The 22094-nt window shown below is 75.4% G+C and carries 18 protein-coding genes and 2 pseudogenes; 11 read left to right on the forward strand and 9 right to left on the reverse strand.

What is annotated here, in order from left to right; all coding sequences use genetic code 11:
* Positions 1–631 precede the first annotated feature (631 nt).
* Positions 632–1432, reverse strand: a complete 801-nt coding sequence (locus AB0O36_RS25240; RefSeq protein WP_365114297.1) for an aspartate/glutamate racemase family protein — start codon at positions 1430–1432, stop codon at positions 632–634.
* 187 nt (positions 1433–1619) lie between these two features.
* Between AB0O36_RS25240 and AB0O36_RS25245 the strand changes: the two genes are divergently transcribed.
* The 5 genes and pseudogenes from AB0O36_RS25245 to AB0O36_RS25265 all read left to right on the forward strand — a co-directional run.
* Positions 1620–2795 (forward strand): glycosyltransferase, encoded by a 1176-nt coding sequence (locus tag AB0O36_RS25245; RefSeq protein ID WP_365114298.1) that lies wholly within the window; start codon positions 1620–1622, stop codon positions 2793–2795.
* Between the two features lie 286 nt (positions 2796–3081).
* On the forward strand, positions 3082–3657 hold the full coding sequence (locus tag AB0O36_RS25250) for a DUF6643 family protein (RefSeq protein ID WP_365114300.1): 576 nt from the start codon (positions 3082–3084) through the stop codon (positions 3655–3657).
* Between the two features lie 82 nt (positions 3658–3739).
* The gene (locus AB0O36_RS25255) at positions 3740–4570 is read left to right on the forward strand and encodes an MOSC N-terminal beta barrel domain-containing protein (protein ID WP_365114302.1); all 831 of its coding nucleotides are present in this window, start codon (positions 3740–3742) and stop codon (positions 4568–4570) included.
* A 207-nt stretch (positions 4571–4777) separates the two neighbouring features.
* Positions 4778–5491: a hypothetical protein gene (locus AB0O36_RS25260; protein ID WP_365114304.1), complete on the forward strand. Its 714-nt coding sequence runs from the start codon at positions 4778–4780 to the stop codon at positions 5489–5491.
* A 130-nt stretch (positions 5492–5621) separates the two neighbouring features.
* Positions 5622–8210, forward strand: a pseudogene (locus AB0O36_RS25265) (right-handed parallel beta-helix repeat-containing protein); the annotation flags it as partial.
* Here the strand turns inward: AB0O36_RS25265 and AB0O36_RS25270 are convergent.
* A complete protein-coding gene (locus tag AB0O36_RS25270; protein WP_365114469.1) occupies positions 8173–10785 on the reverse strand; it encodes a hypothetical protein in 2613 nt (870 codons plus the stop codon). The pseudogene AB0O36_RS25265 and the gene AB0O36_RS25270 overlap by 38 nt on opposite strands.
* A gap of 342 nt (positions 10786–11127) precedes the next feature.
* On the opposite strand from AB0O36_RS25270, the gene AB0O36_RS25275 reads away from it, so the two are divergent.
* Positions 11128–11622, forward strand: a complete 495-nt coding sequence (locus AB0O36_RS25275) for an SRPBCC family protein (RefSeq protein ID WP_365114306.1) — start codon at positions 11128–11130, stop codon at positions 11620–11622.
* Here AB0O36_RS25275 and AB0O36_RS25280 read toward each other — a convergent pair.
* Both AB0O36_RS25280 and AB0O36_RS25285 read right to left on the reverse strand, forming a co-directional pair.
* Positions 11595–11951 (reverse strand): hypothetical protein, encoded by a 357-nt coding sequence (locus AB0O36_RS25280; RefSeq protein WP_365114308.1) that lies wholly within the window; start codon positions 11949–11951, stop codon positions 11595–11597. The two genes, AB0O36_RS25275 and AB0O36_RS25280, sit on opposite strands and share 28 nt — an antisense overlap.
* Positions 11952–12079: 128 nt before the next feature.
* On the reverse strand, positions 12080–13210 hold the full coding sequence (locus tag AB0O36_RS25285; protein ID WP_365114309.1) for a PLP-dependent cysteine synthase family protein: 1131 nt from the start codon (positions 13208–13210) through the stop codon (positions 12080–12082).
* A 236-nt stretch (positions 13211–13446) separates the two neighbouring features.
* Here AB0O36_RS25285 and AB0O36_RS25290 point away from each other — a divergent pair, with 236 nt between their 5' ends.
* Positions 13447–13980 carry an ATP-binding protein gene (locus AB0O36_RS25290; protein ID WP_365114311.1) on the forward strand — a complete coding sequence of 178 codons (534 nt, stop codon included), beginning with the start codon at positions 13447–13449 and terminating at the stop codon, positions 13978–13980.
* 56 nt (positions 13981–14036) lie between these two features.
* On the opposite strand, the gene AB0O36_RS25295 is transcribed toward AB0O36_RS25290, so the two are convergent.
* Entirely contained in the window at positions 14037–15281 is a 1245-nt protein-coding gene (locus AB0O36_RS25295) for an ROK family protein (RefSeq protein WP_365114313.1), read from the reverse strand.
* A gap of 31 nt (positions 15282–15312) precedes the next feature.
* Entirely contained in the window at positions 15313–16131 is an 819-nt protein-coding gene (locus AB0O36_RS25300) for an alpha-ketoglutarate-dependent dioxygenase AlkB (RefSeq protein WP_365114315.1), read from the reverse strand.
* Between the two features lie 50 nt (positions 16132–16181).
* On the opposite strand from AB0O36_RS25300, the gene AB0O36_RS25305 reads away from it, so the two are divergent.
* The 3 genes and pseudogenes from AB0O36_RS25305 to AB0O36_RS25315 form a co-directional block, all read left to right on the forward strand.
* Positions 16182–16928, forward strand: a complete 747-nt coding sequence (locus AB0O36_RS25305) for a maleylpyruvate isomerase family mycothiol-dependent enzyme (RefSeq protein ID WP_365114317.1) — start codon at positions 16182–16184, stop codon at positions 16926–16928.
* Positions 16928–17179: a DUF6332 family protein gene (locus AB0O36_RS25310; protein ID WP_365114319.1), complete on the forward strand. Its 252-nt coding sequence runs from the start codon at positions 16928–16930 to the stop codon at positions 17177–17179. The genes AB0O36_RS25305 and AB0O36_RS25310 overlap by 1 nt, the downstream gene beginning before the upstream one ends.
* Before the next feature lie 598 nt (positions 17180–17777).
* Positions 17778–18002: pseudogene (locus tag AB0O36_RS25315) on the forward strand (phosphatase PAP2 family protein); the annotation flags it as partial.
* A gap of 231 nt (positions 18003–18233) precedes the next feature.
* On the opposite strand, the gene AB0O36_RS25320 reads toward AB0O36_RS25315, so the two are convergent.
* From AB0O36_RS25320 to AB0O36_RS25330, 3 genes are all read right to left on the reverse strand, one after another.
* Complete coding sequence (locus AB0O36_RS25320) at positions 18234–18932, reverse strand: response regulator transcription factor (protein WP_365114321.1); 699 nt, start codon at positions 18930–18932, stop codon at positions 18234–18236.
* A complete protein-coding gene (locus AB0O36_RS25325) occupies positions 18929–20461 on the reverse strand; it encodes a histidine kinase (protein ID WP_365114323.1) in 1533 nt (510 codons plus the stop codon). The genes AB0O36_RS25320 and AB0O36_RS25325 overlap by 4 nt, the downstream gene beginning before the upstream one ends.
* A 214-nt stretch (positions 20462–20675) precedes the next feature.
* A complete protein-coding gene (locus AB0O36_RS25330; protein WP_365114325.1) occupies positions 20676–21386 on the reverse strand; it encodes a TetR/AcrR family transcriptional regulator in 711 nt (236 codons plus the stop codon).
* 171 nt (positions 21387–21557) lie between these two features.
* On the opposite strand from AB0O36_RS25330, the gene AB0O36_RS25335 reads away from it, so the two are divergent.
* Positions 21558–22016 (forward strand): nitroreductase family deazaflavin-dependent oxidoreductase, encoded by a 459-nt coding sequence (locus AB0O36_RS25335; protein WP_365114327.1) that lies wholly within the window; start codon positions 21558–21560, stop codon positions 22014–22016.
* Positions 22017–22094: the final 78 nt, after the last annotated feature.

Raw genomic sequence — 22094 nt, forward strand, 5'->3', positions numbered from 1 at the left:
GACGGGCCGCGTCCGCCGAGAAACAGGAGCACGTAGCGATCTGGGGCGCCCTGGGCGTCGTTTCGTGCAGTCATCCCGTCAAACCGCGATTTGGCGTCCCGCCCGGAGGGCGGCTGGCCGAGCGGAGCTGCTGCTCGTGCCCGCCAACGCCAGAGCAGGATGGCCTTGGGTCCCCCATGCCGTTCCCCCGGGGGCCGCCCCGACAGTCCTTGTCGTTCCGTGACGGTCGTCGGGGTCAAGGGTGGCCCAAAGGGCCATCGCCCTCCGGGCGACGCGACGAAGGAGCGCCCTTGACGCCGGCGGCCGGCACGGAAGGACAGTGAGGACTGACGGGCAGCCCCCGGGCACCCCTGCGATGCCGCCCGGGCGGAGCAGGCTTCGCGCGGCGGGGGCCTGGAGGCCAGGACGTCTTCACCTGGGTCTGCTCGACGAGTCTTGCCTCGGCCTCGGGACGCGGCTGGGCTGATCTGCGCTGATCTGCGCCGGGCTGAGCAGGGCGGGGCCGGGCAGGGCGGGCAGGGCAGGCCAAGGCCCCCGACCCCGCACAGGCAGCCCGCTCCGCTGGGTCAGGAGCGAGTAGGTGCCCGGGGGCTGCCCGTCAGGGGCCGGGGGCGGGACGCCGACGACCGCGTCAGCCGGCGACCGGAGCGTTTTCTGCGGCTGCGAGGAGGCGGCCCTCCGCGTACCGGAGGGCTTCCGGCGGCAGCAGCGACTCGCGGCCGCTGAGGAGGACCGTCAGTCGGCCGGTGGCCGGCAGGTCCTCCGCCGGTTCCGCGCCGATCCGGCGCAGGGCCTGGATCGCCACCGCGCGGGCCGAGCCGTGGAAGACGAGCTCCGTGCCCCCGGTGCGCTCCGCCAGGGCGGACCGTACGGCGTCCTCGACCAGTTCGTAGTGCGTGCAGCCGAGCACCACGTCGGTGACGTCGGGCGGCGTGAGCTCCGCGGCGGCGGCGACCGTGCGGGCGATGGCTTCCTCGTCCGCCCACTGGACCGCGTCCGCGAGCCCCGGGCAGGGGACCTCGGTGACCCGGGCGCCCGCGGCGAATTCGCGGATGAGGCCGGTCTGGTACGGGCTTCCGGTCGTGGCGGGCGTGGCCCAGATCGCGACGCGGCCGCCGGCGCCCGCCGCGGCGGGCTTGATGGCGGGCACGGTTCCGATGACGGGAATGTGCGGTTCGAGTTCCGCCCGGAGCGTGGCGAGGGCGTGCACCGAGGCGGTGTTGCAGGCGACGATCAGCGCGTCCGGCTCCTGGGCCGCGGCGGCGCGGGCGACCTGCAGGGCGCGACCCGTCAGGTCCTCGGGCGTACGCGGCCCCCAGGGCATGCCGTCCGGGTCCGATGCCAGCACGAGATCGGCGTCTGGGCGCAGCCGGCGCGTTTCCGCTGCCGCCGCGAGGAGGCCGATTCCGGAGTCCATGAGCGCGATCTTCACCCGGTCACTTTAATCGACGTCGGGCGGGCCGGGCGGATCCCCGGCTGTCCGGCCCCCGTCCGGCCCCTGTCCCGGCCGGCCCCGGTCCTGTCCCGTCCGGTCCCGCCCGGGTCCCGCCCGGGTGCACCCTCCTGCTGTTCCGCGCGTCCGGCATCGGGGTGGGTGGGGGCTCGGGCAGACTGCCGCAATGGGTCTCGTCGGCGTTGCTGCGGTGGTTTCCCTCGTCGTGTGGTTCTGGCTGCTGCTCGGCAACGGCATGTTCTGGCGGACCGATGTGCGGCTGCCGGACGTCGGGGAAGGCCGGACCGCCGGGGAGCCCTGGCCTCCCGTAGCCGTGATCGTCCCGGCGCGTGACGAGGCCGAGGTGCTGCCCCTGAGCCTGCCCTCGCTGCTCGCCCAGGACTATCCGGGGCCGGTCGGGGTCTTCCTCGTGGATGACGGGAGTACGGACGGGACCGGGGACGTGGCCCGGCGCCTTGCTGGGGGTGGGGTGGTGCTCACCGTGACCTCGCCCGGGGAACCTCCGGCCGGGTGGACCGGGAAGCTGTGGGCGCTGGAGCACGGGATCGCGCTGGCCCGCCGGGGCGACCCGGCGCCCGAGTACCTGCTGCTCACCGATGCCGACATCGCGCACGAGGCGGACAGCCTGCGGGTATTGGTTGCGGCCGCCGAGTCGCACGGTCTGGACCTGGTGTCCCAGATGGCCCGGCTGCGGGTCGCCACCTTCTGGGAGCGGATGCTCGTGCCCGCCTTCGTCTATTTCTTCGCCCAGCTCTATCCGTTCCGTCGGGTGAACCGGCCCGGAGGCCGTACCGCCGCCGCGGCCGGCGGGTGCGTCCTGCTGCGGGACGAGGCCGCCGCGCGGGCGGGCGTGCCCGCATCGGTGCGGCAGGCGGTCATCGACGACGTGTCGCTCGCCCGGGCCGTCCGGCGGGCCGGCGGCCGGATCTGGCTCGGCCTCGCGGACCGTGTGGAGAGCGTGCGCCCCTATCCGGGGCTCGGCGATCTCTGGCGGATGGTGTCGCGGAGTGCCTATGCCCAGCTCCGTCACCGGCCGTCGCTGCTGGTCGGCACCGTGGCCGGCCTCTGCGTCGTCTATCTCGTTCCGCCCCTCGCCTTGCTGATCGGGGTGGTTGCGGGGTCCCCGGTGGCGGCGGTGGCCGGCGGGCTCGCCTGGCTGGTGATGGCGGCCACGTACGTCCCGATGCTGCGCTACTACCGGCTGACCGCCGCCCTGGCCCCGGCGCTCCCCTTCACCGCCCTGCTGTACCTGCTGATGACGGTGGACTCGGCCCGGCAGCACCACCGGGGGCGCGGCGCTGCGTGGAAGGGCCGTACGTACCCGCGGCCGAGCGACGCCTGACCCGGCCCTCGGCCGGGGTTGCCGCCCGGTCGTGAAGCGGAGCCCGCGCCGGACCCGGAACCGCCCTCTGAGCAGGCATCATCCCGGCCTGGCGCTCCGTCAAACCGGAGGCGGGGGCACGGGCGTGTATGCGTACGAGAAGTGGCATTCAGGGGCGGAAGTGACGAAACGTGCACGTGAACGTCCAGTGAAAGGTGTGGCGCTGACCTGCGAATATGCAGGTCAGCGCAGGGTTCGGGGGCCCTTGCTATGGACCCGGTGAACCCGTGGGCTTAACTTATGCACCATGACCTCCCCCCGCTCCGCGTATGGCGGCGGTTACTACTCCGCGCCTTCCTTCCCGGACACCCCCATCTACGACTCGCTCGTAGCCGAACGGGGTACCCCGCAGATCGCCCCGATCCGCGTGCCCGCCGCCTACGAACCCTCGCCGAGCAGCGGCTACCAGAGCGGCGGCCCGAGCAGCCACCTGCCCGCGCTGGCCTCGTCGCTGCCCGCGCTGCCCGCGGCGCTGCCCGCCCTGCCGGCGGCGCCGGTGCCCGCGCAGCAGGCGCCCGGCGGGTACGGGTACCCGTACCAGCAGCAGGCTCCGCAGCCGATGGCGCTGCAGCAGGCGCCCGCTCCGTACATCCCGCAGCAGCAGGCCCCGGCCCGCGGCTACGCCCAGCAGCCGCAGATGCAGATGCAGCCCCAGCCGCAGCCCATGCCGCAGCCCATGCGGCCGGTCGCCGCGGGCGGTTACGAGGCGATGCGTCCGGCGAGCCCTCGGCCGGTCCAGGCCCCGGTGCAGATCCAGGTGCCGGTCCCGTCCTTCGACGACCCGTACGGCGGCCGCCAGTACCAGGGCGGCCGCGGCTACTGACGGCCGCGTCGTCCCCACCCGTCCCGGCCCGCGGCCGGGGAACCGGTTGGGGTGCCGGCCGCGCGCCCGGCAGAATGTATTCATGTCGCACATGTACGTCCAGGCACTCCACGTCCACCCCGTCAAGTCGGTAGCGGGGACAGCTCCCGACGAGGTGGCCGTGGAGCCCTGGGGGCCCGCCGGAGACCGACGGTGGGCGGTCGTCGACATCGATGGGAACGTCATCACCCAACGCCAACAGCCGCGGCTGGCGTTGGCGGGAGCCCGTCCGCTGGGGGGCGGCGGGATCTCGCTCTCCGCACCGGGCATGCCGGATATCACGGTCGAAGTGCCCGTAGCGGACCGGCTCGAACCGGTGCTGCTCTTCGGCTCCAAGGTGGAAACCGTCCTCGCCGGCGAGGACGGCCACGCCTGGTTCAGCGCCTACCTCGGCGAGCCCGTCCGTCTGGTGCACATGGACGACCCCGCCGAACGCCGTTCCGTGGACCCGGAGTACGCGCTGCCCGGCGAATCCGTCAGCCTGGCCGACGGCTATCCCTTCCTCCTCACCACCCTGGCCTCGCTGGACGCGCTGAACGAGCTCATCGCGCAGGGCGCCCACCCCGGGGAGGGTCCGCTGCCGATGGACCGGTTCCGGCCGAACGTGGTCGTGGCCGGGGCGGCCGCCTGGGCCGAGGACGGCTGGCAGCGGGTGGAGATCGGTGACGCCGTGTTCCGGGGGGCCCGCGAGTGCGGGCGGTGCATCGTGACCACCACCGACCAGCAGACCGCAGAGCGCGGCCGGGAGCCCCTGCGGACCCTTGCGCAGCACCGCCGGATCGGCAGGTCCCTGGCCTTCGGCCGGCTGCTCGTGCCGGTCCGGACGGGCACGGTCCGCGTGGGCGACGAGGTCCGCGTACGGGAAGCGCACTGAGCACCGGAACGCCACCTTCGGGCTGTTCTTCCGTTCTTGTGGAACCACCCCGCCCGGACGCCGCGTTGATCGGTTCGGGACGTGCGGGTGACGCACGTCTCGCGCCTCCCCGAATGCGCGCCCGCCGCGCGTGGGGGAGGCTGGGCCGAGGGCCTGCCCGCCGTGACCGGGCGTGCAGGACAGACGGAGGCAAAGGGGGTGCCCACCGTGCGGATGGCAACGGGGGTGTGGCGGTGGCGGAGGAATCCGCTCCGCCGGCGTACCGACATGATCGAGGCATGGGTGGCGTTGGCGGCACTGGTGTGCCTGTTCGTCGTGGCTCCGGCGATCGGCTGGATCTCCGGGCTGAGCGTGGACGCGACCCTGCAGCGCGCCGTGCGCGAACAGCGGCAGGAACGGCACCTGGTGCCGGCGGTGGTGGTCCGCGCGGTGAACGGGACGGCGCCCGGACCGGGCCCGCTGCAGGTCTCGCAGCGGCAGGAACCGCACCGTCCCCGGCAGCAGACGCCTCAGCGGGGCCCGGAGGAGATGCCGGAGGGGGAACACGTAACGCAGCAGGCCCTGCGGCAGGAACCGCGGCAGGGCCCGCAGCGGACCAGGATCCTCGCGGCCTGGACCGCGCCCGACGGCAGTGCCCACCAGGGCGCGGTGCCGGCCGCCGAGGAACCGCCGCGGCCCGGGGACCGTTTCCGGATGTGGACCGACGGCGGGGGCAGGCCGGTGGCCCGGCCACTGGATCCGTCGACGGCCGCCCTGCACGCCGGGCTCGTCGGACTCGCGGCGGCGCTGGCCGTCGCCGCGCTGGTGGAGACGGTCCGGCGGATGGTCCTGCGCAGGCTGGTGCACCGGCGCTACCAGCGCCTGGACCGCGCATGGGCGGTGGTCGGCCCGGACTGGGGCCGCGCGGGCGCGGGCAGTTGACGGGCGCCCGCCCGGGGGCCGCGCACCCGACCTGGCAACCCACCGGCCCCGCGCGCGCTACGGTGGACCGACGCACCGGACGACGGGCCGGCGGCGTCGACGGCGACGAAGGCGGGGGCACGACAGCACCATGGCTCAGGGCACGGTCCAGGTGACGCACGGCGGGTCCTCGCGGTGGCGGCGCCGCGCCGGGGAATATCCGACGCTGACCGCCGCCCTGGCCGCCGCGGGGGACGGCGACGTCCTCTCCATCGCTCCCGGCACCTACCGGGAGAACCTGGTGCTGCGTCATGCCGTCACGCTGCGCGGCCCGGAGGGCTCCCCCGGTGCCGTACGGATCGCCCCGGCGGACGGGGTCGCGCTCATTGTGGCCTCCTCCGCCGTCGTCCAGGACCTGCACCTGGAGGGCCAGGACCGGACGGCGCCCGCACTGCTCGTCGAGGACGGCACCCCCGAGATCACCGGGCTGCGGATCAGTGCCCGCTCCTCGGCCGGCATCGAAGTCCGCGGCGGCGCCCGGCCGGTGGTGCGCCGGTGCACGGTCGAGAATCCCGCCGGGACGGGCATCTCCGTGGTCGACGGCGGCGGCGGGGTCTTCGAGGACTGCGAGGTGACCGCCTCCGGGCAGACCGGGGTCCTGGTGCGCGGCGGCGGCCATCCGCGGCTGGAGCGGTGCCGGATCCACCACGGCACCGGCGCCGGGATCGGCGTCACCGGCGAGGGCTCGGCGCTGGAGGCGCTGGGCTGCGAGGTGTACGAGATCCGGGGCACGGGCGTGCAGATCGCGGCGCGGGCCGTGGCCCGGCTGACCGACTGCTCGGTGCACCGCACCACCGCCGACGGGGTCACCCTGGACACCGACGCGGTCCTGGCGCTGGCCGGCTGCGACATCCACGACATCCCCGAGAACGCGGTGGACCTGCGGTCCCGTTCGGTCCTCACGCTGAGCCGCACCACCGTGCGCCGGTTCGGGCGCAACGGCCTGTCCGTGTGGGACCCGGGGACGCGGGTGGACGCCGACTCCTGCGAGATCCACGACAGTACGGGCGACTACCCGGCGGTGTGGGTGAGCGACGGTGCGACCGCCTCGCTGGCGTCCTGCCGGGTGCGTGACGTGCCGGACGCGCTGTTCGTACTGGACCGGGGCTCGCGGGTCGACGTCGTGGACAGCGACCTGGAGCGGGTCGCCCGGACGGCGGTCTCGGTCAGCGACGGGGCCGCCGCGCGGCTGGACGACTGCCGGATCCGGGAGGCGGCGACCGGTGCGTGGTTCCGTGACCACGGCAGCGGCGGAACCCTGTCCGGCTGCACCGTCGACACCGTGCAGACCGGGGTGATCGTCACCAAGGGCGCGGACCCGGTGCTGGAGCACTGCACGGTGGGCTCCGCGGTGGAGGCGGGGTTCTACGTGTCGGCCGGCGGCCAGGGCAGCTTCACGGGCTGCCGGGTCACCGGCAGCAGCGGCTTCGGGTTCCACGTGATCGACGGCTGCCGCACGGAGCTGAGCCACTGCCACACCGAGCGCTGTGCGCGCGGTGGGTACGAGTTCGCGGAGGACGGGCCCCTCGCCCGGGACTGTACGAGCGACGAACCGCCCCAGCGGGCGGGCGTGCTGGGCTCCTCCGGAGCGGGCACCGGTGGTACGGGGTCCGGTGCGGCCGGTCCCGGGTCCGGTGCGGGATCCGCCGTCCCGGTCCCGGACTCCGCCCCGGCACCCGCCTTCCCGGCACCGGGCTTCCCGGCTGCCTCCGCCGGCCGGACGGCCACGGCGGCGGCCGTGCCCGTCCAGCCCACGGGGCGGGGCACCGCACAGCGCACCGGGCCCGGCAGCGGAGCCGACGGCGGACCGGCCGCGGCCGGCGGGACGGGCGGCCGGCAGCCGGCCGGCCCGGCCGCCGGCCTCCGCCGCTCCGCCGATGTCCTCGGACAGCTGGACGCCCTGGTGGGTCTGGACAGCGTCAAGCGCGAGGTACGGGCACTGACCGACATGATCGAGGTCGGCCGCCGGCGGCAGCAGGCCGGGCTGAAGGCCGCCTCGGTGCGCCGCCACCTGGTCTTCACCGGCTCCCCCGGCACCGGCAAGACCACCGTCGCCCGCCTGTACGGGGAGGTCCTCGCCTCCCTCGGGGTGCTCGAACGCGGCCACCTGGTGGAGGTGTCCCGGGTGGACCTGGTGGGAGAGCACATCGGCTCGACGGCGATCCGTACCCAGGAGGCCTTCGAACGGGCCCGCGGCGGCGTCCTGTTCATCGACGAGGCGTACGCCCTCGCACCCGAGGACTCGGGCCGGGACTTCGGCCGGGAGGCGATCGACACCCTGGTGAAGCTGATGGAGGACCACCGCGACGCCGTCGTCGTGATCGTCGCCGGGTACACGGCCGAGATGGAGCGCTTCCTGACCGTCAACCCGGGCGTGGCGTCCCGGTTCTCCCGGACCATCACCTTCGGGGACTACGGGCCCGGGGAACTGCTGCGGATCGTGGAGCAGCAGGCCGACGAGCACGAGTACCGGCTGGGCGAGGGCACGCCGGAGGCCCTGCTGGCGTACTTCACCGAACTGCCGAAGGGCCCGGCCTTCGGCAACGGCCGGACCGCCCGGCAGACCTTCGAGTCGATGGTGGAACGGCACGCCGGTCGGGTGGCGCAGCTGTCCGCGGACCGGGAGCCCAGCACGGACGAGCTCACCCTGCTGTTCCCCGAGGACCTTCCGGAGCTTCCGGGGGTGTCGGGGCTGCCGGGGCCGTCGGCCCTGCGGGGGGCCGCCGGGGCGCTGCCGGAGGTTCCCGGCCTGGCGGGGGTTCCCGATCGGCCGGAGCTTCCCGCTTCCCGCTGAGCCGGGGACCGGGCAGCGCTGCCGGGCCGGGCTCGGCTTCGTACGGCTCGGCGGCGTGCGGCTCGGCTTCGTGCGGCTCCGCGGCGGGCGGCTCCGCGCCGTGCACGTCCGGGTCGTGCACGTCCGGGTCGTGCGGATCCGGCACGCCGCCCGCCCCCTCCCGTACGGCGAGCCGCCGCAGCAGTGCCGTGCGCTCGGCGGCGAAGACGGGGTCGGCCGGATAGTCGGAGTGGCCGAGGATCGGAGCGGGCAGCGGGTGCAGTTCCGTACGCCCGTACGCGAGCGGATCGGCCAGCGGGCCGCGGTCGACGCCCTCCCGTGCCGGCCCTTCCCCCGGCCCCCGCCCCCGCTCCCCGGTGCCGGACAGGACCGGGCCGCCGATCGGGTCGGTCGCCCGCCAGAGGTTGCGCCAGCAGTCCACCTCCCGGTGCAGCGCGGCGAGGTCGGCCGGGCCGAAGTACGCGGGGAACCAGCGCCCGTAGAGGCGGGCCAGCGGAGAACCGTGGGTGAGCAGCGCGACGCGGCGGCGTACCGCGGGCGGCAGCTGCCAGACGGCCGCCGCCGCGAGCACACTGCCCTGGGAGTGTCCGGAGAGGACGAGGTGGCCGCCGGTGCGGGCGGTCCAGCTCGTGATCCGCCAGGTCAGGTCGGGTACGGCCCGCTCGGCGTAGCAGGGCGGGGCGAAGGGGTGGGCGGCCCTCGGCCAGAAGGTGCCGACGTCCCAGAGGATCCCTATGGTGCGGCGGGCGGAGGCGTCCCGGTACGCGCGCCGGCCCCAGGTGACGAACAGCAGGAAGCCGAAGCCGATGAGCCAGGACCCGGCGTCCTGTGCGGCGCCCGCGGCGGCCTCCAGCCACGGGTGCGTGCCGCGTGCGGCCTCTTCCGGGACCTCCCCGGTGAGCCGGGCCCCGGCCAGCGCGCCGGCGCCGAGGACCAGGGTCAGCCCGGAGACGGCGGCCACGAACCAGGGGGTGGAGTCGGTGAGTCCGGCGGTGGCGCGGGCCGCGGCGATCCGGCGGCTGCGGTCCCGGTCGTACGGCTGCCCGGGGTACTCGTCGGCCACGGTGGCGGCGATCCGGCGCCGCAGCCGGGCCCCGCGCAGCCCGAACAGGACGGCCGGCAGCAGCAGGGCGAGGAGGAGCGGCGGCAGTACGGAGGACTGCCAGGACAGCAGCACGGGCGGTCCGGGCAGCGGCGCCCCGGGCTCCCCCGGGGTGGCTCCGCCGTCGAGCCAGTCGGCGACGCGCTGGGCGAGCCCGCCGGCCATCACCCCGCCCAGGGCGCAGGCGAGCAGGGCGACGGCGGGCCCGCCGAACCCGCCGACGGCGGGCGTACCCACCGGGGTGCGGCCTGCCGTGCGGACCTGCGCGCGGCCTGGGGTGCGGCCGGGTGTGCGGGCCGCCCGGCGCAGCGGCACGGTGACCGCCACCAGGGCCAGGGCGCAGCACCCCTGCCCGAGCATGATCAGGCCGAACGCGGCGTCCCCGGGGAGCCGGCCGGTCGCGGTCCAGCCGGGGCGGGACCAGCAGGCGTAGCCGGTGCACAGGGCCAGCAGGGCGAGGGCGGCGCCGGGCAGCAGGCTGACCACGGCCCGGTCGATGCGGTGGTCGAGCCGGGTCTCGGCGCGGCCGCGCCGGCACACCACCCAGACCACCACGGCGGCGCCGGCCGCGAGTGCCGCCTGGGCACACCAGCCGAGTCCGTCCGGCGGGCCGCCCGCGGACCGGCGGTCAAAGTCGGCGGCGGGTACGGTCACCGCGGCGGCCACGGTGAGCAGCCCGGCGGCGGTGTGCGCGGCGCGGAGCCGGGCCACGAGCCGGCGGCCGTACCAGAACCCGGGCCGGCCGAGGGCCGGGGTGCCGTCGGAGTGGGTGGGGGCGGGGTGCGGCCGGTCGGGGTCGGTACGGGGCGGGGCCTGGGACTCGTACGCGCTCCAGGTGCGGTTGGACAGGTACCAGAGGAGTCCGGTGAGCGAGGCCGGGACGAGGGCGGCGAGCGCGAGGCGGCGGCCCGGCTGGAAGCCGGAGAGGAAGCCGAGCCAGGAGCGGGAGGCGGTGCAGCGGGCGGAGCCGGCGCACTGCCAGGCGGCCAGGTCCAGGGCGACCTCGCAGGCGGAGGCCACCAGCAGCACGGTCAGGCTGAGGGCGACGAGCCGGACGAGCACGCCGTACGCGCGCGCTGCCCGGCCGTCCGCGGGGGCGGACGGGCGGGCCCAGTGGGCGAGGTTGGCCACCATGAAGGGCAGGAGCAGCAGCCACAGGGCGCGGGCGCCGTTGCCGGAGGTGAGCCGGGACCAGCAGTACGCCTCGGTGACGGGCTGTCCGGCGTACCGGCCGGGGTGGGCTTCGGCGTCGGCGTCTTCGGCACGGCGGAAGACGGCGGCCGTGTCGTCGCCGGTGATCCGGACGGTGCGCGGGTCACCGAGGAGTTCCTCCGGGGAGGGGCCGCCGACGCCGTGCACGTGGAGTTCGAGCGCGAGGGCGCGGGCGGGGGCGGCCGGGGCTGGGACTGGGGATGCGACTGGGGCTGGGGCGGCGGGCGCGGGTTCGGCCACGGCGGGGGCTCCCTCGTCACGGGACGGAACGAGGGTGATATGCCCGTTCCGCGCCCCGAACGATCCGCCCTCCCCCGGCAGATATCTGACGCGACGTCAACTATGCTGCGCAGCAGCGCACCACCGCACTCCACGACACCCCACGACACCCCACGACACCCCGAGAACGCACCTGCGACACCCCGAGACACCCCGGGGGCTCCCAGGGAACTCGTTCCGGACCCCGGACGACCGAGGAGGCAGCTCCCCATGGCTCGCGCACTCCGCCCCGTCACGCTCGACTTCATCGACTCCGCCCCGATCAGGATGGCCTTCACCACCACGGCGCGCGCCGCCCCCGGAGCCGTCTACCGGGCGCTGGCGGAGGAAGTGACCGGCTGGCCGCGGTGGTTCGGCGCGGTGACCCTGGCCCGGCCGACGCAGGGCGGCGCCGGCCGGGAGATCAGGCTGCGCGGCGGCGTCCGCTTCCAGGAGACGATCATGGCCGCCGATCCGGAGCAGCGGTACGCCTACCGGGTGGACGGGACGAACGCCCCGGGGGTGCTGGCCCTGCTGGAGGAATGGCGGCTGGACCCGGCCGGCACCGGCACCCGGGTCCGCTGGACCTTCGCGGCCGACGGCAACGCGCCCTTCCGGCTCGCCCTCACCATGGCGCAGGCGGGCCTGGGCCTGTCGTTCCGCCAGGCGGTCCGCAGCCTGGACGGCCTGCTGACGCCTCAGGCGTCCCGGCGGGGCCGCCAGTAGGGAAGCGGCGTGCGGTGGTGATCGGCGCCGTGCCGGTGGCGGACGGGCGGTACGTCGACTTCCTCGGCCCATGCCGTCCGCAGCGGCCCCCGCCGGTCGTTGACCAGTCCTCGCACCCGCCCGGCAGTGATCCGCAGGCGCTGCCGCGCGGCACGCTCCAGCACGGCCTCGTACCGGTCCATCGCCGCATCCGGCATCTCCGCCGGCTGCCGGACCACCCGGACCCGCTGCGGCCGCGGCCGCCGCCCGGCCCGCGCCGCCTCCCGCATCTCGCGTGCGCCGTACCGCAGTTCCCGTACCACCAGCCCGACGGCCCAGTCGCGCGCCATCCCGCCCCCGCCCTCCTCGGCGGCCCGTCGGACCACCCGCTCCGCAGAGGCTAACCCCGCGCCCCGCCGTCGGCCACGTAATTCCGCGAGCAGCCTCGGGCCGTCGAGCAGGTCGGTTTCGGCGGGGATCAGGCGCCCGGTTCGCGCCAGATGCCGGTGGAGAGGAGGGTCTCGATCGTCTTCGCGTAGGGGGCGATGTCCAGGCTCTGGGCGGCGAGCCAGTCGTCCGAGTAGTACTTGTCCAGGTAGCGGTCGCCGGGGTCGCACAGGAGGGTCACCACGCTGCCGGTGCGGCCCTCCGCCACCATCTCGGAGACGATCTTCAGGGCGCTCCACAGGCCGGTGCCGGTCGAGCCGCCCGCCTTGCGTCCGATCGCCGCTTCCAGCGCATGGCAGGCGGCGACGCTGGCCGCGTCCGGGACCTTCATCATCCGGTCGATGGCGCCCGGCAGGAAGCTCGGCTCCATCCGGGGCCGGCCGATGCCCTCGATGCGGGAGCCGCAGTCGCCGGTGACGTCCGGGTCGTGGGTCGTCCATCCCTCGAAGAACACGGAGTTCTCCGGGTCCGGGACGCACACGCGGGTGTCGAACTGCATGTAGTGCACGTACCGCGCGATGGTCGCGGAGGTGCCGCCGGTGCCGGCGGTGGCGACGATCCAGGCCGGTTCCGGGTAGCGCTCCAGCCGGAGCTGCTGGTAGATCGACTCGGCGATGTTGTTGTTGCCGCGCCAGTCCGTGGCCCGCTCGGCGTAGGTGAACTGGTCCATGTAGTGGCCGCCGGTGCGCTGCGCGAGCGCGGCCGACTCCTCGTACACCTTCATCGGGTCGTCGACGAAGTGGCAGGCGCCGCCGTGGAATTCGATCAGGCGGCACTTCTCGGCGCTGGTGGTCCGCGGCACCACCGCCACGAAGGGCACGCCGATCAGCTTCGCGAAGTACGCCTCGGAGACGGCGGTCGAACCGGACGACGCCTCGACCACCGGGCGTCCCGGCCGGATCCAGCCGTTGCAGAGCGCGTACAGGAACAGCGAGCGCGCCAGCCGGTGCTTGAGCGAGCCCGTGGGGTGCGTGGACTCGTCCTTGAGGTACAGGTCGATGCCCCACGCCTCGGGCAGCGGGAAGCGCAGCAGGTGCGTGTCGGCGGACCGGTTGGCGTCCGCCTGGACCTTCCGGACGGCCTCCTTCAGCCAGGCCCGGTAGTCCGGGTCGCTGCGGTCCACGTCTTCCGTGATGCCCTCGGTGATGCCTGTCGCGCTCATGCCCTGCTCCTCTGTCGTCAACCCGCCCCGTCTTCGCAATGTACCTCTCCCACCTGCACAAACAGTCACTTTGGGTTTGCATAGGGATCTCTTGGACCCCCGGCGGGAGCGATGCCGGGCTCCGGCCCCCACCGGTCCCCCACGACGGGTTGCGACGGGAGGGTCCCTGGGTGACTCTGGTGTGGCATCACAGAGGGTGCACCACCCGTTACACCACATGTCGGGGAGTCGCAGCCGTGATCAGTCCTTCCCGCAGGCACTGCACCGTCGAACTGCAGGCCCTGCCCTCGCGCATCCGCCAGGTCCGCAGAATCGTCTCCGCGCAACTGCGCTACTGGCAGCTCGACCCGCTCATAGACCGGGCCGTGCTCGGCGTCACGGAGCTCCTGAGCAACGTCCACCGGCACGCGCAGCCCGACAAGGCCTGCACCGTCGAGCTGGAACTGCGGCTCGGCCGGCTCACCGTCTCGGTCCACGACAACGATCCCCGGCTGCCGGTGCTGACGGCGGCCGATCCGCTGGGCACCTGCGGGCGCGGCCTCGCGCTGGTCGAGGCGGTCAGCGAGAACTGGGGGGCCCAGCACCTGGCCGGCATCGCCGGGAAGGTGGTCTGGTTCTCCCTGCACGCGGCGGATCCGCCCCTCCCGCCGGCGCATCCGGTACGGATCGACGCGCTGCCGGCGCCCGAGCCGGTCGTGATCGCCGATCCGGTACGGACCTTCGTGCACGGGATCGGCGCCCAGGCGACGGCACCCACGACACCCGGCTGAACGGGGCGGCACTGGCCTGGGCTCCCTGGGCCGGGCCGACCTGACCCGCCGCCGGGTCAGGCGACCGGGCCCAGGGAGCCCAGCGGGTCGTCCAGCACCGGCTGCCAGGCCAGTTCGGCCGCGCCCACCAGGCTGTTGTGGTCCAGGGTGCACGGCAGGATCGGCACTCCCCCGCTGCGCCCCCACAGGCTGCGGTCGGCCACCACCGCCCGCAGCCGCTCCGGGTCGGCGTGCAGCAGCTCCCGGTGCAGACCGCCCAGGATGATCCGGTCCGGGTTGAGGATGTTGACCAGTCCGGCGAGCCCGAGCCCGAGCCGGTCGACGATCTCCTCCGCAGCCGCGCGGACGGCCGGGTCGCCGTACTCCGCGCGCAGCAGGTCACGGGCCTGCTGCAGCAGCGACACCTCCGGGCCCGGGGTGCGGCCGGCGGCGGTGAGGAAGGCGAGCGGGTCGGCCTCCACGTCCAGGCAGCCCCGGCTGCCGCAGTGGCAGGGGCGGCCTTCCGGGTTCACCGTGAGGTGGCCCACCTCCAGGGCCAGGCCGGAACTGCCACTGTGCAGCCGCCCGTCCAGTACCAGCGCGCCGCCCACCCCGCGGTGGCCGGTGGCCACGCACAGCAGGTGCTGGGCGCTGCGGCCGGCGCCGTGCCGGTGTTCGGCGAGCGCGGCCAGGTTCACGTCGTTGCCGGTGAGCGCCGGACCGTCGATCCCGGCCGACTTCACGCACTCCGCGAAAACCGCCCGTACCGGGGAACCGGGCGGCCAGGTCAGGTGCAGCGGGTTGAGGGCCGTGCCGTCCGGCTCGGCGACCGCCGAGGGCACCGCCAGTCCGGCTCCGACGCAGCGCCGCCCGCTGCGGTGCAGCAGGGCGGCGCCGGTCTCGACGACCTCGCGCAGCACGGTGGCCGGGTCGGCGGACACGGTCCGGCCGGGCGCGGTGGCCACGATGCGGCCGCCGAGTCCGACGAGCGCGGCACGGAACCCGTCCGGGTGGATCTGCGCGGCCAGGACGACGGGGCCGTTCTCGTCGACGGACAGCCGGTGCGAGGGGCGGCCCTGCGCGCCGCCGCCGCTCGCGGCGCCGGGCCGGGAGTCGACCCGGATCAGGCCGAGGGCCTCCAGCTCCGCGGCCACCGCGCCGGCGGTGGCGCGGGTGACGCCGAGCTCGGCGGTGAGCACGGCCCGGGTCGGGGCCCGGCCGGTGTGCACCAGCTCCAGCGCGGGCCCCAGGGCACCCCTGCCCCGTTCGAGCTTGGTGCGCGAGGAGCCGGTGCTTCCGTTGCCGTTGCCGCTGCCGTTCATAGAGGCGATCCTCGCATGATCGGCGGACCGCTCATGCGTCGCGTCCGCCCGGGCCGCGGGCGGGGGCGGGGTCGACCGGGGCAACGGGGGCGACGGGGTCGATGGGGGTGACGGGGCCGAGTCCGCCGACGCGCAGCGTGATGTTGAGCCGGCCGGTGAGCCCCAGGCCGGGCGGGGCGGTGCCCGGGTACACCTTCGGCACCCCGTGGTAGGCGAGCCGGGAGGGGCCTCCGAAGACGAACAGGTCACCGCTGCGGAGCTCCACGTCCCGGTACGGGCGCCCGCGGGTGGCGGTGTTGCCGAAGCGGAAGACGCAGCTGTCGCCGAGGCTGAGCGAGACGACCGGGGCGCCGGACCGCTCCTCGGCGTCGCGGTGCATGCCCATGCGGGCATCGGCGTCGTAGAAGTTGACCAGTGCGATGTCGTACGCGTCCTCCGGGCCGAGCGGGTCGAGGGAGCCGTACGCGGCCCGGACGGCCTCGCGGCCCAGCTCCGCCAGCCGGCCCGGCATCGGCTTCACCGGCGCCCCGTCCCCGTCCACGGCCGTGGCGGCGTAGGCGTACGGGTACCAGTGCAGCCCGAGGCAGACCTGCCGGGCACTCATCGTCCCGCCTCCGGGCGTCCGTACGGTGCGCAGCCCGGCCGGAGGGCGCGCCCACTCCCGGCACGCCTCGACCAGCCGCCGCTGCCGGTCCCCGTCCAGCCACCCGGGCACGTGCACGGCCCCCGGCGCGACCTCGGTGCGCTCGCGCGGGAACAGCTCGGGGTGGGGCTCCGGCTTGGGCTGCCGGGGCTCAGGGTGGGGTTCCGGGTACGCCTCCGGGAGGCGGCCGGAGGGGCCGGCGTTCATTTCTCCATCACTCCTCCATGGTGCGCCGGCCGCGTGCCAGACTGCCCGCCATGGAGATCACCGAGTATGTGAAGGTGCTGGAGCTCGAGGGCGGGCGCCTCGCGGAGACCGCCGAACAGGTCGGGACCGATGCCGCGGTGGCCACCTGTCCGGGCTGGCGCGTGGCGGACCTGCTGCGCCACACCGGGGCGGTGCACCGGTGGGCGGCGGGGTTCGTGGAGGAGCGGCGGCTGGACCCGGTGCCGCCCGCCGAGGGCCCGGAGATCGGCGGCGCGGAGCTGGTGGGCTGGTACCGGGAGGGGCACGCCGACCTGGTCCGGGTGCTGTCCGAGGCCCCGGAGGACGTGCAGTGCTGGACCTTCCTGCCCACCGCGCCCACCCCGTTGGGCTTCTGGGCGCGGCGGCAGGCGCACGAGACGACGGTGCACCGGCTCGACGCCGAGTCGGCGCGCGGGTTCCAGCTCCACGAGTTCGGGCCGGTGGAGGCGGAGTTCGCGGAGGACGGCGTCGACGAACTGCTGACGGGCTTCCACGCCCGGGGCCGCAGCCGGGTCCGTACGGAGGACCCGAAGCTGCTGCGGATCCGCGCGGCGGACACCGGCGCGGTGTGGTCCGTCCACCTGTCGCACGAGCCGCCGCGCACCGTCATCGGCGACCTGGGCGCGGCGGACTGCGAGGTCACCGCCGAGGCGGCCTGGTTGTACGCGGCCCTGTGGAACCGGATCCCGCTGGAGGGGCCGGCGGTCACCGGCGACCTGGCCCTGGCCCGGCTCTGGAACGAGAGCTCGCGCATCTGATGGCACGGCGGAGCCGGGCGGACCGGGACGCGATCACCGTCGAGATCGGGTACGCCGTGTTCAGCGGTGCGTTCGCGGCCGCGCTGGTCTTCGGTGCGGTGGCCGGTCCGGCCCTGCTGTTCGACCTGCCGGCCTGGCCGGAACGCGTCCTGCCGGCGGCCGGCGGGCTCGCCGCCGCGGCGGTGTTCCTGCTGCGGGCGTTCCATCTGCTGTGGCGCTTCGCCCGGCGCCCCGAGAACGACGGCGCCTAGGCCCGTCGGACCCTGATCCGCCGGACGGGCCCTGGCCCGGCCGGTCCGCGGCGGGTGGTCCGGCGTGCGCCCTCCCCGGAGCCTCCGCCACCGCCTCGTGGCCGGATGCCGACCCCGACGATCGTCGGGGTCGGTTGCGGCAGTTCGGCAGGGGCGGGGCCGTGCGGGTCGTTCCTACGGTCGGGCCATGAACAGGCATACGAGCAGGAACGACGGCGGCGCACGAGCGGGTGGGGCAGCCGGAACGGGGCCCGGTCTCCGCACTGCGGCGGTCGCGGGCGGCTGGGCGGTGGCCGGCGGGGGTGCCGTGCTGTGGCTCGCCCCCGGCGGCACCGGGCACGACGGAACGGTCCGGGTGACCGGCGGGCCGTCGGCCGCCGGCTACCGCGCGCTGACCGGGTGGGTCGCGGAGGCACCCCCGTGGCTGGGTACCGCCCTGGAACTGGCCACCGAGGGGATCCTGTTGGTGCTCGGCGCGCTGCTCCTGCGGGTGGCGTGGCGCGCCTGGCGGCGGCGCGACCCGGCGGAGGCGGCGGGCGCACTGACCGCGGCCGTCGGGACCGTGTCGGCGTACGCGCTGAGCGAGTTCCTGAAGCTGATGGTGCACGAGGAACGGCCGTGCCGGGCGGTGCGCGGCGCCGCCGGAGCCGTGGCGGGCTGCCCGGAGCCCGGTGACTGGTCCTTCCCGAGCAACCACGCCACCCTGGCGGCGGCGCTCGCCGTGGGCCTGGCGTTCGTACGGCCGCGGCTCGCCGCCGTGGTCCTGCCCCTGGCCGCGGCCGGCGCCCTGTCGCGCATCGCGGTGGGGGTGCACTATCCCCACGACGTGCTGGCCGGGGCGGTGCTGGGGGCCACGGTGGCCGGCGTACTGATGCTGTCGGCCCGGACCGCCTCGATGGCGTCGGCCTCGGCGGTCCTGGAGCGCTTCCCGCGGGACGGCCGCCGATCCGGGGCCCCGTACGGAACCGCGCGCGGGGCCGCGGGCGGGGCCGCGGGCGGAAACCCGTCCCGCGGCGGGCGGCAGCCGGGTCGCGGGCTGCGGCTCGGGCGGGAGTCACGTCACGGACGGCGTCACGGGGACGATCCCGGCTTCGTGGGCCACGACGGCCGCGGCGGCGCGGTTCTCCACCCCGAGGCGGGCGAGGATCGAACTGACATGGGCCTTCACGGTGCCCTCCGCGACCTCCAGCCGGCGGGCGATCCGGCCGTTCGACAGGCCGCCGCCGAGGTGCGCCAGCACGTCCCGTTCCCGGGCGGTCAGCGCCTCGACCCGTTCCCGGGCGGCGGCCCTGCGGGAGGCCGCGGCGCCGGCGTCCCCGGCCGCGAGGTGGGCCAGGACCCGGGCGGCCACCTTGGGTGACAGACAGGCCGCCCCTTCGGCCACCGCACGGATGCCGGCGATGAGTTCCTCGGGCTCGCCCGACTTGATGAGGAAGCCGGCGGCGCCGCCGCTCAGGGCCCGCAGGATGTAGTCGTCCTCACCGAAGGTGGTCAGCATGACGACGCGGGTGGCGGGGGCGGTCCGGCGGATCTCGTCGGCCGCCTCGATGCCGCCCAGGCCGGGCATGCGGATGTCGAGCACGGCGACATCGGGGCGGTGGCGCAGCGCCAGGTCCACGGCCTGGTGCCCGTCGGCGGCCTCGGCGACCACCTCCAGGCCGGGGTCGGTGGCGAGCACCGCCCGGACGCCGGCGCGGATCATGGGCTCGTCGTCGGCGATCAGAACGCGGACGGCGGGCGGGGGCGTGGTCATCGGACGTCCTTCCCGGAGAACGTGTCGGTGGAGAGGAGCAGACCGTCCCGGAAGCACAGCCGGTACAGGTCTCCGGACCGGTCGTCGAAGGGGTCGGCGGTCTGTACGTAGTACGCACACTCCGCACCGGGAGGCACGGGGGCGGGACGGGCGGGGCGGAGGGTCGTCTGACGCCGCGGCAGTACGGACTCCAGGGCGGCCCGGGTCGTGCCGATCCGCAGCGACGCGAAGTCCCCCGGGTCGAGGACGGACTGGCGGGCCGTCACGGTGTCCCACACCCGTACCCCGCAGACGAGCAGCGCGGTGGTCAGCAGCGGCACCATCACGGCGGCCAGGGCGGTACGCCGCAGGCGCCGGCGGGCCGTCAGGTGTTCGGGCGGCAGCACGGCACCGGCCGTGCCGTACGGCGCGGGCCGTGGGGGCGCCACGGTGCCGGCCGGCGGCGGGCGGTGCGGAAGCGCGGCGTGCACGACGAAACCGGCGTCCGCGGGGCTTGCGGGGTCTGCGGGGCTTGCGGGGCCCGCCGTGAAGTGTCCTCCGGCCAGCCGGACGCGTTCGTCCAGCCCGATCAGGCCCGAACCGCCCGAACCGGAGCCGGGTGCCGGGCCGGAATCCCGGAGGGCTCCGGATCCCACACCTGCGGCTCCCGTGCCTGCGGCTCCCGGACCTGCGACTCCCGGACCTGCGGCTCGGTCGGCGGGGACGCGGACGGCGGACGAAGAGTCGGTGTCGGCCGCCGCGGCGGCGGACCCGTTCACCACGCGGACCTCCGTGGAGTCCGCGGTGTAGCGGAGTTCCACGACCGCCTCCGTTCCGGGCGCGTGTTTGGCGACGTTGGTCAGGGCCTCCTGCACCACCCGGTACGCCGCCTGCTCCGCCACCGCCGGTGCGTCCGCGGCGGGTTCGCCCTCGGTGTGCAGCCGTACGGCGAGCCCGGCCGACGCCGCCTGGGCGACCAGGTCGGCGATGCCCGCCCCGGCCCGGCGGGCCGGCAGGTCCGCCGGGTCGTGCCGCAGCACGCCGACCACTTCGCCGAGGCGCTCCACCGCGGCACCCGCCCTGGCCCGGACGTCCCGGGCGGCGGGCCGCAGGGCGTCCGGCAGTCCGGGGGCGAGCTGGAGCGCACCGGCCGACAGGGCGATCAGGCTGAGCTCGTGGCCGAGGGCATCGTGCATGTCCTGCGCGATCCGGGCGCGCTCGCGCAACCGGGCGCGTTCGGCGACCAGTTGCTGTTCCCGTTCCATCCGCTCGGCCCGTTCCCATCCGGCCCGGACGAGTTCCCGGTACTGCAGGAGGAACCGCCCCGCGAACCACGGCACCAGCGCGAACCCCACCAGCACCGCCACGAACCGGCTCGCGCCGTTCATCCATGCGGGAACCAGGGCGGTGGCCACCACGGCGGTCACGGTGACCCCCGCCAGCGCGAGGGCGATGCTCCGCGCCCTGCCGGGCCGGCTCCCGGCGAGGAAACCCGCGGACAGTGCGGGCAGGGCCCACCACAGGCTCACCGCCGCCAGACCGGCGGCCACGGCCGACACACCCGCGAGGACCGGGCCCGGCACCCATGCCCGGTGGAAGCCCCGGGCCGCAGGCAGGGTACGGAGGGCCCTGAGGGTACGGCGGGCACGGCCGGTACGGCAGGCACGGCAGGCACGGCGGGGAGCGAAACGGATGGCGGGCGGGATCAGGGGCTTCACCCGCACGACCCTAGGGAGAACGGCAGGTGTGCGGCACTGCCGAAAGTCATACGCCGGCCGGGGTGGCGGGCAGTCCGACCTCGTGGGCGAGGCGGTCCGCGTTGTGCGCGAAGAACCGGTCCCGCTCGGCCTCCTCCACCACCCGCTGGAACTGGCCGAAGAGCTCGAAGGAGATCAGCCCGACCAGCTGCGCCCAGGCGGCGACCAGGGCCGCGGTGACCTCGGGCGGCAGTCCGCGGGCGAAATCCTCCGTCATCCGCTCCGCCTCGGCCCGGAGTCCGGCCGGGAGCGGGGGCAGCGCCAGGCCGCGGCCGGCGTGGGCCTCGCGGACGACGTCGATGAGCGCGTTCCCGACGCGGGAAGCCGGTCCGACCGTGTCCACGGGGGCGCTGTAGCCGGGAACGGGCGAACCGTAGATCAGCGCGTACTCGTGCGGGTGTGCCAGGGCCCAGCCGCGTACGGCGGTGCACGCGGCGACCCACCGGGCGCGCGGCGGGGCGCCCCCGGTGGCGGCCAGGGCGGCCTCTGCGGCCGCGCCGACGCTGTCGTACGCGTCGATGATCAGGGCGGTCAGCAGGTCGTCGCGACTGGGGAAGTAGCGGTACAGCGCGGACGAGACCATGCCGAGCTCACGGGCCACGGCCCGCAGCGACAGCTTGGCGGCGCCCTCGGCCGCGAGTTGGCGGCGCGCCTCGTCCTTGATGGCGGCGGTGACCTCGATCCGGGCCCGTTCCCTGGCTCCTCGCACGGTGTTCATGGTCGCCAGTGTGGCACGGGTCGGAGCAGTGCCCAAGAACGAGAACGTCGCACCGAACAGAGAGCAGTGCTCTTGCTTTGACGCGCCGATCCGTGCACACTGATCTCAACAGAGAGCACCGCTCTCGAAATAAACCCCGAAACATGCGGCCACGCCCACAAGGAGCACCTCATGAGCGCGAACACCCCGTACTACGCCAAGGTCAACGCCTTCGACCTGCGCCTCAACCGGTTCATCGGCCGGCTGGCCCGCTTCGGCGTCAGCCTGGCCGGCACCGCCGAGCTCTCGGTGCGCGGGCGCACCTCCGGCGCCATGCAGCGCATCCCGGTCAACCCCTACGCCCACGGTGACGCCCAGTACCTGGTGTCGGCCCGGGGCCGGTCCCAGTGGGTTCGCAACATGCGGGCGGCCGGTGCGGGCGAGCTCCGCGTCGGACGCAAGGTCCGGGACTTCACCGCGGCCGAGGTCACCGACCCCGCCGAGCAGGCGGCCGTACTCCGCGGCTACCTGGAGAAGTGGGGCTGGGAGGTCGGGCGCTTCTTCCAGGGCGTGACCGCGACCTCCTCCGAAGCCGAACTCCGGGCGGCCGCCGCCGACCACCCCGTCTTCCGCATCACGGTGGCCCGGTGAGCCCGGCCCGGGAACGGCCGCAGCCGCGACCGGCACGGCCCGGGCAACGACGGACCCGGACCGCACTCGGCCGCGGCC

The sequence above is a fragment of the Streptomyces sp. NPDC089799 genome (assembly GCF_040684755.1).
In the GTDB taxonomy this organism is placed as follows: Bacteria; Actinomycetota; Actinomycetes; order Streptomycetales; family Streptomycetaceae; genus Streptomyces.